Genomic DNA, 13256 nt, shown 5'->3' on the forward strand with positions numbered 1-13256 from the left:
TCCTTCCTTGATCGGGACGAGAGTGTTGCCGAGCGCCCTGTCGAAGGCAACCGCTAATCGGGCATTGAACTGGCTCAGATCACAAAACGTGTGACCAGCCCGTTGAGATCGACGGCCAGACGCGACAGTTCCTGGCTCGCGGCCGAGGTCTGGGTGGCGCCGGCAGCGGTTTGCGTCGACAGATCGCGGATGGTCACCAGATTCTCATCAACCTCGCGGGCCACCAGTGCCTGTTGCTCGGCTGCGCTGGCGATCACCAGGTTGCGCTGGTTGATCTGCGAAATCGAGGCAGTGATTTTCTCCAATGCCTGCCCGGCGCTATTGGCTCGACGCAAGGTATGTTCAGCCTGCTCGGCACTGCTTTGCAGGGCGCCGACGGTGGCACTGGTGCCGTGCTGGATACTGCTGATCATCAGCTCGATTTCTTCGGTGGAGTTCTGCGTGCGTTGCGCCAGCGAGCGAACTTCATCGGCGACCACGGCAAATCCACGCCCAGCCTCGCCGGCCCGCGCCGCTTCGATGGCCGCGTTGAGCGCCAGCAGATTGGTCTGCCCGGCGATCCCACGAATCACTTCCAGTACCTTGCTGATGTCCTGCGCCTGGGTGGCCAAGCCCTCGGCTTGCTCCGACGCGCCCAGTACCGCGCTGACCAACTCCTGAATCGAACTGATGGTTTCGCTGACCTGCACATGGCCGTGCTTGCTGTCTTCGTTGGAGGCTTCGGAAGCCTCGGCGCTGGACACCGCATTGGCCGCCACTTCATCCACGGCCGTGCTCATTTCGGTGACGGCGGTAGCTGCCTGTTCGATCTGGTCGTTCTGTTGTTGCAGACCACGGGTGCTCTGCTCCATCACCGAACTCATTTCCTCGGCAGCGGAGGCCAGTTGCTGCGCCGATTCACTGATGCCACGAATGGTCGAACGCAGATTGCCTTGCATCTCGGCCAAGGCGTCGAGCAACTGCGCGGCTTCATCCTTGCCACTGCTGGCGATCTGTCCACTGAGGTCGCCAGAGGCAATGCGGCGCGCCACGTTCAGTGCCTGATTGATCGGCGTGGTGATGCTGCGGGTCAATTGCCAGGCCAGCAGCAGGGTGGCGATCAGCGCGATGACGATGATCGTGGCGACAATCCACAGCGCCTGCTGATACATAGCGGCGGCTGCGTCGGCGGCGGCATCTGCACCTTGCTGGTTGAACGCGATCATCTGCTCCAGGGCCTTGTCGAGTACCCCACCTTGCGGCGCCAGCTCATTGTTCAGACGCGTGTAGGCCTGTTCAGTCTGCCCGGCGTCGATCTGGACGATGATCTGCTCGAGGATGCTCATGTACTTGGCGGTGCTGGCATTCAAGCTGTCGAGCATCGCCCCTTCTTCATCACTGGTGAGCAGGGTTTTGTGGTCGCCGAGGCGCTTGAGCAATTCCTCGCGTTGCGCCTTGATGATGCCTTTGCTTCGGTCGCGCACGGCAGGCTGGGTGCTGGTAATCAGCCGCAGCGATTCGAGGCGGATGTTCGCGATGTTGGCGGCAGCGTCGTGAATGCTCTCGATGCTCGGCATCCATGACTCTTCAATCACCACCGCACTTTCGCGCAGGGTTTTCATCTGGCCCAGCCCGAACAGGCCGACCAACACCAGCAGACCGGCCAATACGGCGAAACTCAAACTGGCGCGCAAACCGATGCGCAGATTCCGGATAGACATCTATGTGCTCCTTGATCTTTTGAGGGGAGAGGTCGCCCTCGTGGACCGAGGATCTTGTTGTGAGGCGGGTAATGGCGGGGTGTATATCAAAGTGCCACTATTTTGGTAAGACCAATCTGGATGCTTTGCTGATGCCGCGCTTGGCCGCAGAGAAACCGCGGGCTAGACGCATCTGCTCGCTAATGGATCCGAAGCCCAGAGAATCCGCGGGCTGGCGCAGGACTGCGAAAGGGACTGAGCAGGCGATAAATTGACCGAACGGTCGATTAAAAAAACTTCGTAAAAACTGTATCGGCGTACAACCTTGCGTGGATTTGGCCGAAATTGCACTTCACCTGCGCGGCGTTCCGTGGCTAAGCTCAGGCACAGATTCCTACCGCCACGCAGAGATCTCATTTATGCCGCAGCAATGGCCAGCCACCGACATCGCCCGCATGATCCTCGATGGCTTTGACGATTACCGCGAGCATTTCCGGCGGATCACCGACGGCGCCCGCGAGCGCTTCGAGCAAGCGCGTTGGCAGGAGGCGCAGACGGCATCGGCGGCGCGGATCAACCTTTACGAAGAAAAAGTCGGCGAAACCGTCGCCCGCCTGCGTGAATATTTCGCCGAAGAGACGCTGATGAACGTCAGCTGCTGGCCATTGGTGAAAAGCGCCTACATCAGCGTCATCGACCTGCGCTTCGACGATGAGCTGTCCGAGACCTGGTACAACTCGATTTTCTGCGGGCTGTTCAGCCACGACCTGATCAGCGATGGCTGCATGTTCATCCACACCACGCGCCCGAGCCTGCGCCGGGCCCGCGCCGCACAAACCCGCACCTACAAGCCGCAAGGGCAGTTGTCGGGGATGCTCGCGAGCATCTTCGCCGACTATCGCTTCGGCGAGGATTACGCCGATTTGCCCGGCGACTTGCGCCGGCTCGAAGCGCAGCTGCGCGAGAACCTGCCGGACTGGGTGTGCAAGGATCCGGAACTGGCCGTCGAGCTGTTTTCTTCGGTGCTGTACCGCAACAAGGGCGCGTACCTGGTCGGGCGCATCTACACCCGCGACGAACAATGGCCGCTGGTGATTCCATTGCTGCACCGCGAAGGGCGCGGGATTCAGATCGATGCGTTGATTACCGACGAAGCCGATGTGTCGATCATCTTCTCCTTCACCCGTTCGTATTTCATGGTCGACGTGCCGGTGCCGGCGGAATTCATCGGTTTCCTGCGGCGCATCCTGCCGGGCAAACACATCGCCGAGCTGTACACCTCGATCGGTTTCTATAAACACGGCAAATCCGAGTTCTACCGCGCGTTGATCAATCACCTGGCCAATACCGATGACCAATTCATCATGGCCCCCGGTGTGCGCGGCATGGTCATGAGCGTGTTCACCCTGCCGGGTTTCAACACCGTGTTCAAAATCATCAAAGACCGTTTTTCGCCCTCGAAAAACGTCGACCGCGCCACGGTGATCGAGAAATATCGACTGGTAAAAAGCGTCGATCGGGTCGGGCGCATGGCCGATACCCAGGAGTTCGCCGATTTCCGTTTTCCACTGAGCAAGTTTGATCCGGCGTGTCTTGAGGAATTGCTGGACGTAGCGCCTTCGACGGTGTCGGTCGAGGGCGACACCGTGTTGATCCGCCACTGCTGGACCGAACGGCGGATGACCCCGCTCAACCTGTATCTGGAAAACGCCAATGACGCGCAGGTGCGCGAGGCGCTTGAGGATTACGGCCTGGCGATCAAACAACTGGCGGCGGCGAATATCTTTCCCGGCGACATGCTGCTGAAAAACTTTGGCGTCACCCGCCACGGACGCGTGGTCTTTTATGACTATGACGAGATCTGTTTCCTCACCGAAGCCAACTTCCGCCATATCCCGGCGCCGCGTACTCCGGAGGACGAAATGGCTTCCGAACCGTGGTACTCGATAGGGCCGCTGGATGTGTTCCCCGAGGAATTTCCGCCGTTCCTGTTTGCCGATTCGGGACAGCGCAAGTTGTTCGATCAGTTGCACGGCGAGTTGTACAACGCTGATTACTGGAAGAGCCTGCAGGAAGCGATTCGCGCCGGCAAAGTCATCGACGTCTTCCCGTACCGCCGCAAAGGCCTGGACAACGAATAACTCCTCTGTAGGAGCTGCCGAAGGCTGCGATCTTTTGATTTTGCTTTTAAAAAAACAAGATCAAAAGATCGCAGCCTTCGGCAGCTCCTACAGGGGAAGCAGGCCAATCGGAGGCAAATCTGCGACAATCGGCCCCCTGCATAAACAGACGACCGAATTGCCTACCCGATGACCGACGAATCGCCCTCCATCGACAAACTGCTGAAAAACCTCGACCACGCCATGCTCGCCGACCGTCACCGGCTGCGGCGGCAGTTGCTTGAGCTGCGCAAGAAACCCGATGAGGCCAAACTGGCCCAGTGGGTGACGCGCATGCAGGCGTCCTGTGATCAGGTGCTGGCGCGCAAGGCCAGCCTGCCGGTGATTCGTTACGACGACAGTTTGCCGATTGCCGCCAAGCGCGACGAAATCAAGAAGGCCATGGAAAAGCACCAGGTCTTGATCATCGCCGGCGAAACCGGCTCGGGTAAAACCACGCAGTTGCCGAAGATCTGTCTGGAAATCGGTCGCGGCCAGCACGGTCTGATCGGCCATACCCAGCCGCGTCGAATCGCTGCCCGCAGCGTTGCCAGCCGGGTCGCCGAAGAACTCGGCACGCCGCTCGGTTCACTGGTCGGCTATCAGGTGCGTTTCGAAGATCAGAGTGATTCCAACACCCTGATCAAACTGATGACCGACGGTATTTTGCTCGCGGAAACCCAGAACGATCGCTACCTCGAGCGCTACGACACGATCATCGTCGACGAAGCCCACGAACGCAGCCTCAACATCGACTTTCTGCTCGGTTACCTGAAAACCCTGCTGCCGCGTCGCCCGGATCTGAAAGTCATCATCACTTCGGCGACCATCGATCTGGAGCGTTTCTCCAAGCATTTTGACGATGCGCCGATTGTTGAAGTCTCCGGCCGTACCTTCCCGGTGGATACCTGGTATCGCCCGCTGACCCTGGAGCAGGACGAGGAGGGCAACCGTGTCGAGGACGACCTGACCGTGGATCAGGCGATCCTCGCCGCCCTCGATGAAGTCGCCGCTTATGAACGCAGCGAGCGTCGCAGCCCCGGCGATGTGCTGGTGTTCCTGCCCGGTGAGCGCGAGATTCGTGACGCTGCTGACATGCTGCGCAAAGCCCAACTCAAACACACTGAAATTCTGCCGCTGTACGCGCGCCTGTCACCGGCCGAACAGCAGCGGATTTTCCAGTCGCACCCTGGGCGTCGCGTAGTGCTCGCGACCAACGTCGCCGAAACCTCGCTGACCGTGCCGGGCATTCGTTATGTGATCGACAGCGGCACCGCGCGCATCAGCCGCTACAGCTATCGCGCCAAGGTGCAGCGGCTGCCGATCGAGGCGATTTCCCAGGCCAGCGCCAACCAGCGTAAAGGTCGTTGCGGCCGGGTCGAGCCGGGCATCTGCATTCGTTTGTACAGCGAAGAAGATTTTAACGGCCGCCCGGAATTTACCGATCCGGAGATTCTGCGCACCAACCTCGCCGCTGTGATCTTGCAGATGCTGCATCTGCGCCTTGGCGAAATCACCGCATTCCCGTTTATCGAACCGCCGGACGGCAAGGCGATCAGCGACGGTTTCAACCTGCTGCAAGAACTCTCGGCGGTGGATCGCAACAGTCAACTGACGCCTCTGGGTCGCCAATTGGCGCGTCTGCCAGTCGACCCGCGCATGGGCCGCATGTTGCTCGAAGCGGCCAAGCTCGGCAGCTTGCAAGAAGTACTGATCGTCGCCAGTGCGATGTCGATTCAAGACCCGCGCGAGCGGCCGCCGGAGCGCCAGCAAGCCGCCGATCAGGCCCACGCGCAATGGAAAGACATCGACTCCGACTTTGCCGGATTGGTGAATTTGTGGCGTGGTTTTGAAGAGCAGCGCCAAGCGCTGACCGCGAGCCCGCTGCGCAACTGGTGCCGGAAGAACTTCCTCAACTATCTGCGCTTGCGCGAGTGGCGCGATTCCCATCGTCAGTTGAGCCTGATCTGCCGCGACATGCAGTTGAGCCTGAACAAAGAGCCGGCGGATTATCCGAAACTGCACAAAGCGGTGCTGGTCGGTTTGCTCAGCCAGATCGGGCAGAAAACCGAAGACGGCGATTACCTCGGCGCGCGTCAGCGGCGTTTCTGGATTCATCCGTCGTCGGGCATCGGCAAGAAGCGTCCGCAATGGTTGATGACCGCCGAACTAGTGGAAACCACCAAACTCTACGCGCGCATGGTCGCCAAGATCGACGCCGACTGGATCGAGCCGCTGGCCGGGCACCTGATCAAGAAAAACCACTTTGAACCGCACTGGGAAAAGAAGCGCGGCCAGGTCGTGGCGTTCGAACAGATCACTCTGTTCGGGCTGATCGTGGTCGGCCGCCGCCCGGTGCATTACGGCCCGATCGATCCGGTGGTGTCCCGTGAGCTGTTTATCCGCGAAGGTCTGGTCCGTGGCGAGATTCAGTCCCGAGCCAAATGCCTCACCGCGAACAAGCAACTGCTGGAACAGCTCGACGAACTGGAAGCCAAGGCCCGACGTCGCGACATTCTTGCCGACGAAGAAACCCTCTACGCGTTCTACGATGCGCGCTTGCCGGCGGAGATTCACCAGACCGCGACCTTCGACAGTTGGTACCGCATCAACAGTCAGAAAGATCCGCAGCTGTTGATCATGCGCGAAGAAGACGTGCTGGCCCGTGAGGCCAGTGAAGTCACCGCACTGCACTATCCGGACACCCTGCACATCGGCGATCTGGAACTGGCGCTGACCTATCACTTCGAACCCAATCACCCGCGCGACGGCGTGACCCTGCGCGTGCCGGCGCCGCTGTTGCCGATGCTGCCGGCGGAACGTCTGGAATGGTTGGTGCCGGGTCTGATCGAGGCCAAGTGCATCGCCCTCGTGCGCAACCTGCCGAAAGCGCTGCGCAAGAACTTCGTGCCGGTGCCGGACTTCATCAAAGCTGCCCTGCAGCGCATGACCTTCGGCGAAGGTTCGTTGCCGCAAGCGCTGGGCCGTGAGCTGTTGCGCATGACCGGCGCGCGGGTCAGCGACGAGGCGTGGGCAGAAGCCGAGCAGGGCGTCGAAGGGCATCTGCGGATGAACCTGGAAATCGTCGACGGCCAGGGCAAGTTCCTTGGCGAAGGTCGCGATCTGGCTGAGTTGACCGCACGCTTTGCCGAGGCCAGTCAGGCCGCGTTGGCCGTGCCGCAGAGTGCGAAAAGCCAGCAGCCGGTCGAGGCGAAAGTCTTCGCGCCGGTCGCGGAAAAGACTCAGCAGAAGATCGCCGGGCTATCGATGACGGTGTATCCGGCGCTGGTCGAAGAGGGCGGCACGGTCAAGGAAGGGCGCTTTTCAACCCCGGCCGAAGCCGAATTCCAGCACCGTCGCGCGTTGCAGCGTCTGTTGATGCAGCAACTGGCCGAACCGGCGAAATTCCTGCGCAGCAAGTTGCCGGGGCAGACGGAGATGGGCCTGCTCTATCGTGAATTGGGCCGCGTCGATGCGCTGGTCGAAGACATTCTGCTGGCTAGCCTCGACAGTTGCATTCTCGAAGGTGAGGACCCGCTGCCCCGCGATGGCGCCGGGTTGGCGGCACTGGCCGAGCGCAAACGCGGCGGCTGGACCGAACACGCCGAGCGCGTAGCGCGGCTGACGCTGGAGATTCTCAAGCTGTGGCACGGTTTGCAGAAGCGCTTCAAAGGCAAGATCGATCTGGCCCAAGCCGTGGCGCTGAATGACATCAAGCAGCAAATCAGCCACCTGGTGTATCCGGGTTTTGTCCGCGAGACGCCGATGCAGTGGCTCAAAGAAATTCCGCGTTACTTGAAGGCGGTCGAGCAGCGTTTCGAGAAGCTTGGCGCGCAGGTGCAGAAGGATCGCGTCTGGAGCGGCGAACTCGCCGGCCTCTGGGCGCAATACCAGGCTCGCGCCGCCAAACATGCCCAGGAAGGCAAACGCGATCCGCAGCTGGAGTTGTATCGCTGGTGGCTGGAGGAATACCGGGTTTCGCTGTTCGCCCAACAGTTGGGCACGAAAACACCGATCTCCGATAAACGCCTGAACAAGCAGTGGAGCCAGGTAGAACCGTAACGCTGATCGTTCCCACGCTCTGCGTGGGAATGCCTCTGGGGACACTCCGCGTCCAGTGACGCAGAGCGTCACGGGCTGCATTCCCACGCAGGAGCGTGGGAACGATCATCCGTGTTGATCTTGAGAAAGGCGCCAAAAGTCCACGTTTATGGCAAACTTCGCGACCATAAGCGCCGGTTTCGCGACCCAGAGCCTTCGGCCACGTCGCGCAGCGCAATAAAACGATGCCAGGTTTGCGTCCCCCGGATGGGAATAGACCCTTTGTGTGTTGGTACGACGGTTCCAGCACTTTCTGCCTGAACAGATTAGAGAAACGACCATGCATAACGTCGTCATCAGCGGCACCGGCCTGTATACCCCGGCCAACAGCATCTCCAACGAAGAGCTGGTGCAGTCTTTCAATACCTATGTCGCGCAATTCAACGCGGACAACGCCGACGCCATTGCCAGCGGCGAAGTCCAGGCCCTGACCGAATCCAGCGCCGCGTTCATCGAAAAAGCCTCGGGCATCAAGAGCCGCTTTGTCATGGACAAGGACGGCATCCTCGATCCGCAACGCATGGCCCCGCGCCTGCCGGAGCGTTCCAACGACGAATGGTCGGTGCTTTGCCAGATGGCCATCGGCGCTGCCGAACAGGCCCTGCAACGTGCCGGCAAAACCGCTGCCGACATCGACGGTGTAATCGTTGCCTGCTCCAACCTGCAACGCGCCTACCCGGCCATCGCCATCGAGGTTCAGGAAGCCCTGGGCATTCAAGGCTTCGGCTTCGACATGAACGTGGCGTGTTCTTCGGCGACCTTCGGCATTCAGGCCGCCGCTAACAGCGTGCAATTGGGTCAGGCCCGGGCAATCCTGATGGTCAACCCGGAAGTCTGCACCGGGCATCTGAACTTCCGTGACCGTGACAGCCACTTCATCTTCGGCGACGCCGCGACTGCGGTGATCATCGAGCGCGCTGATCTGGCGACGTCCACGCACCAGTTCGACGTGGTCAGCACCAAACTGCTGACCAAGTTCTCCAACAACATCCGCAACAACTTCGGCTTCCTCAACCGCGCCGCAGAAGAGGGCGTCGGTGCCCGAGACAAGCTGTTCGTCCAGGAAGGCCGCAAGGTGTTCAAGGATGTCTGCCCGATGGTTGCCGAGTTGATCGGTGAGCATCTGCAAGAGAACCAGCTGAATGTTGGCGATGTGAAGCGCTTCTGGCTGCACCAGGCCAACCTGAGCATGAACCACCTGATCGTGCGCAAACTGCTGGGCCGCGAAGCCACCGAAGAAGAAGCGCCGGTGATTCTCGACACCTATGCCAACACCAGCTCCGCCGGCTCGGTGATTGCGTTCCACAAATATCAGGATGATCTGGCTGCCGGTTCGCTGGCCGTGCTGAGCTCGTTCGGCGCCGGTTACTCGATCGGCAGCGTGATTCTGCGTAAACGTTGATAGCACCTTAAAAGATCGCAGCCTGCGACAGCTCCTACACTGATCCTTGTAGGAGCTGCCGCAGGCTGCGATCTTTTGCTTTCAGAGAGGTAACGCATGGCCGCAACGGACGACACCCAACTGCTCGAACGCCTTCTGGCCGGTGAGCAGAAGGCTTTCAAGGAGCTGGTCAGCACCTACCAGAGCGCCATGCGCGCCGTGGCCTATGCCATCGTCGGTCAGCGCCATGTTGAAGAAGTGGTGCAGGACGCCTGGCTTTCCGTGGTTCGCCATATCGGCAGCTTCGAGGGGCGTTCCAGTCTCAAAACCTGGCTGCTGACCATCACCGCCAACTCGGCGAAAAGTCGCTACAAGCAAAATCGCCGCGAAGTGCTGATCGATGACCTGCCGTCGCCCCACGGCACCATCGATGACGATCGTTTCTCGCCCGGTGACGGCCATTGGCTGATCGCCCCGTTCGCCTGGCATCAGGACACCCCCGAAGCCTTGCTCACCGAAGATGAATTGCGCGATTGCCTGGAGCACACCTTGCTCAGCCTGTCGGAGCTGCAAAGCAGTGTGTTGCTGTTACGTGAACGTCAGGGCCTGGAGCTGGAAGAGATCTGTAATCTTCTGGAAATCTCGCTCTCCAATGTCCGTGTGCTACTGCACCGTGCGCGGCTGAAAGTCTTCGCCACGGTGGAGCATTTTGAGGAGACCGGCGAATGCTGACCTGCAAGGAACAAGTGGCGCGCTCCAGCGACTATCTCGATGGCCAGTTGAGCTTTCGCGAGAAACTGATGGTGCGTCATCACCTGATGTTCTGCCCCAATTGCCGGCGCTTCATTCGGCAGATGAAATTGATCCAGGCCACGTTGAAAGCGATGCCGGAGAAGCCGCAAGAGGGTGAGGATGCCTTGGCCGAACGCCTGGCCGAGCAACGTCGCAAGGATCGCTCTTCGTAGGAGCTGACGAGTGAAACGAGGCTGCGATCTTTTGATCTTGTTTTTTAAGATCAAAAGATCGCAGCCTCCGGCAGCTCCTACAAAGGGAATAGCTCAGTGCGGATGAAACGAACGGATGATGGGGATCGTCCCGCCCGCACCGGGCTATAGGGTGAAGCGTTTTTAGAACTTGGCTTCCGCATCCAGCTGCAGGGTGTTGGCGTCTGCATCACGTTGACCACGGCTGGCGAAGTCGGCCTTGGTCAGGAAGTACGTGGCGCCAATGGCGAAGTTCTTGTCGATGTCGTAACCGACCTTGAACTTGTGGCCACGGGAACCGGTGGTGCCGTTGGCGAAGTCGGAATCGGTGAAGGCGCCGACCACGGCGTTGCGCTGCACGTCACGGTAGTTGTAATCGAGATTCAGGCCGAAGACTTTCGACTTGGCACCCAGCAGCCACGCGGTGTCCTGATCGGTCACGGCATCGTTGTTCTTCACGTACTGACCGTAGAACGACAGTGGCATTGGCAGACCGCCGATGTCGACCTGGCTGAAGCCCTCATACAGACGGAATTCGTTGTTGGCCGAGTTGCCGTTGACGGCCAGGGCGCACGGTGTGGAAGTGCCGGTGCAGCGGCTGTCTTCGTCGTTCTGGTAGGCGTAGACGCTGCCGCCCAGGGTCAGTTTCAAGTTGTCGGTGATGTTGAAGCGGCTACCCAACTGGCCGGCGGTCAAACGCAGATCGTGACGGAATTGCACGCCATCGCCGTCGACGTTGTCCTTGAGGTTGTAGTTACCCAGGCTGCCGAACAGTTCGGCGCTGCTGCCCAGTGGATATTTGTAGGTAACGGCCAGACCTTCCGGGTTGATGTCGCTGTCCCAGATCACGTCGCCCATGCTCACCCACGGCTGGAGCATCTTGCCGCCGATGATGTGCAGGTTCTTGATCTGATCCGGGTGGTAGTCGATGTAGCCCAGGTCGAGCCAGATCTGCTTCTTGTCGAAGTAGTTGTCCTGATCCTGGTTGGTCGAACGGGCATCGTCGCCGCCGCCGGTGGCGATACGGATGCCGGTGTCGACCTGCGGGTTGATCTCGGTGTAGGCACCCAGACGGGCACGGATGCGCTGACGATCCTTGTCGCGGCCGCCGTTGTTCGGCTCGCCGTCGATCTTGATGGTTTCCTGACGGATACGCACGTCGCCCTTGAACTGGGTCTTCGCGGCCCACGCCAGTTTCTGGTCGAAAACGCTTTGATCGTTGGTTTTCTTCGCCACGGCGGCGACTTGTTCGTTGGTCTCTTGCTGCGCCTGCTGCGCGATTTGCTGAGCCTTCTGATCCTTGGCCAGTTCAGTTTGCAGTTCTACGTACTGCGCCTGGGAAATCGAACCGTTAGCCTTGAGCATGTCGAGCAGTTTGGCGTCGACTGCAGCACTGGCCGGTACGCTCATGGCCAGCAACAAGCCACCGCACAGGGCCGCCGCAGTTTTCGTGGAAGCAAGACGCATAGCAATCTCCGAAGATGAGAGAGGATGGCTGAACCATCCTGGGCACAACCGACGGTTAAGGTCGGAAAACAGTGTCCGGGTTAGAACCCGGCGCTCTAAAAACAGGCGCCAGTATCGCGATGGTTTATGACAGAGCAGTGGCACAGTGATGGCAGGATGATGACGTTGTTGATTCGCGCCGAACTATTGATCTAGAGCGCTGTCGGCCGATGGCGGGTGTGCAAACGGGCGCAATAGGCGATACTCGCCGAGCGCTGAAGTCCTGTGTGGAGAGCTATTTGATGCCGTTGCAATGCCTGCAAAACCTGTCGCAAATCGCTCCGGCGACGTGGGACGCACTGGTGCCGGAAACTCAGCCTTTTCTGCGCCATGCCTTTCTCAGTGCGCTGGAAGACAGTGGCAGTGTCGGCCCCCACAGCGGCTGGCAACCGGAGCATTTGCTGCACATCGACGAGGGCCGGTTGATTGCCGCATTGCCCAGCTATCGCAAATGGCATTCCTACGGCGAATACGTGTTCGACCATGGTTGGGCGGATGCCTGCGCCCGTGCGGGGATCGATTACTACCCCAAATTGTTGACCGCTGTGCCGTTCAGTCCGGTCAGCGGTCCGCGCTTGTTGGCGGCCAATGTCGAAGACGGTTTTGAACTGCTCAAGAGCCTGCCGGGCTATCTGGAAATCGAAGGGCTTTCCAGCGCGCACATCAATTTCACCGACCCCTTTACCGACGCGGCGATGGCCGAGCAACCGGGCTGGCTGCAGCGCATCGGCTGCCAATATCACTGGCAGAATCGCGGCTACCGCGACTTTCAGGATTTCCTCGACGTGCTCAGTTCGCGCAAGCGCAAACAGATGCGCAAGGAACGCGAGCAAGTGGCGGGGCAGGGCTTCGAGTTCGAATGGCTGGAGGGGCGTGAGCTCAGCGAGGCGCAGTGGGATTTTGTCTATGCCTGCTACGCCAACACCTACGCGGTGCGCCGGCAAACGCCTTATCTGACGCGGGAATTTTTCAGTCTGTTGGCCGATCGCATGCCGGAGTCGATCCGCGTGGTGCTGGCCAAACAGGGCTCACGGCCGGTGGCGATGGCGTTCAGTCTGGTCGGTGGCGACAGTTTTTACGGGCGCTATTGGGGCTGCCTGGCCGAGTTTGACCGGCTGCATTTCGAGACCTGTTTCTATCAAGGCATGGACTACGCGATTGCCCAGGGTTATCAGCGTTTCGATGCTGGGGCTCAGGGCGAACACAAGTTGATTCGCGGGTTTGAACCGGTGATCACCCATTCGTGGCATTACCTGCGCCATCCCGGGCTGAAAGCGGCGGTTAAGGATTTCCTCCAGCAAGAACGCGCCGGCATCCTGGCCTATGCCGAAGAAGCGAAAACCGCCTTGCCCTATCGCCAAGCCTAGATCCCCTGTAGGAGTGAGCCTGCTCGCGATAGCGGTCTGTCAGAGCCACCGATGTTGACTGACACACCGCTATCGCGAGC

General features: G+C 59.9%; 8 protein-coding genes. 6 read left to right on the forward strand and 2 right to left on the reverse strand.

The annotated features are described in order from the left end of the window. Positions 1-74 precede the first annotated feature (74 nt). On the reverse strand, positions 75-1700 hold the full coding sequence (locus tag EJA71_RS02705) for a methyl-accepting chemotaxis protein (RefSeq protein WP_158954080.1): 1626 nt from the start codon (positions 1698-1700) through the stop codon (positions 75-77). Between the two features lie 398 nt (positions 1701-2098). Here EJA71_RS02705 and aceK point away from each other — a divergent pair, with 398 nt between their 5' ends. The 5 genes from aceK (at position 2099) to EJA71_RS02730 (ending at position 10285) form a co-directional block, all read left to right on the forward strand. Further along, entirely contained in the window at positions 2099-3820 is a 1722-nt protein-coding gene (gene aceK / locus EJA71_RS02710; RefSeq protein ID WP_158954082.1) for a bifunctional isocitrate dehydrogenase kinase/phosphatase, read from the forward strand. A 168-nt stretch (positions 3821-3988) separates the two neighbouring features. Continuing rightward, a complete protein-coding gene (gene hrpA, locus EJA71_RS02715; protein WP_158954084.1) occupies positions 3989-7900 on the forward strand; it encodes an ATP-dependent RNA helicase HrpA in 3912 nt (1303 codons plus the stop codon). Between the two features lie 319 nt (positions 7901-8219). After that, a complete protein-coding gene (locus tag EJA71_RS02720) occupies positions 8220-9341 on the forward strand; it encodes a beta-ketoacyl-ACP synthase III (protein ID WP_158954086.1) in 1122 nt (373 codons plus the stop codon). Between the two features lie 96 nt (positions 9342-9437). Further along, the gene (locus EJA71_RS02725) at positions 9438-10052 is read left to right on the forward strand and encodes an RNA polymerase sigma factor (RefSeq protein WP_158954088.1); all 615 of its coding nucleotides are present in this window, start codon (positions 9438-9440) and stop codon (positions 10050-10052) included. Next, entirely contained in the window at positions 10046-10285 is a 240-nt protein-coding gene (locus tag EJA71_RS02730; protein WP_158954089.1) for an anti-sigma factor, read from the forward strand. Before EJA71_RS02725 ends, EJA71_RS02730 begins: the two co-directional genes overlap by 7 nt. 162 nt (positions 10286-10447) lie before the next feature. Here the strand turns inward: EJA71_RS02730 and EJA71_RS02735 are convergent, their stop codons facing one another. After that, complete coding sequence (locus EJA71_RS02735) at positions 10448-11770, reverse strand: putative porin (RefSeq protein WP_158954091.1); 1323 nt, start codon at positions 11768-11770, stop codon at positions 10448-10450. A gap of 281 nt (positions 11771-12051) precedes the next feature. Between EJA71_RS02735 and EJA71_RS02740 the strand changes: the two genes are divergently transcribed. Then, positions 12052-13176, forward strand: a complete 1125-nt coding sequence (locus EJA71_RS02740; RefSeq protein ID WP_158954093.1) for a GNAT family N-acetyltransferase — start codon at positions 12052-12054, stop codon at positions 13174-13176. Positions 13177-13256 lie beyond the last annotated feature (80 nt).

It is taken from the genome of Pseudomonas sp. PB106 (assembly GCF_009764645.1).
GTDB lineage: Bacteria > Pseudomonadota > Gammaproteobacteria > Pseudomonadales > Pseudomonadaceae > Aquipseudomonas.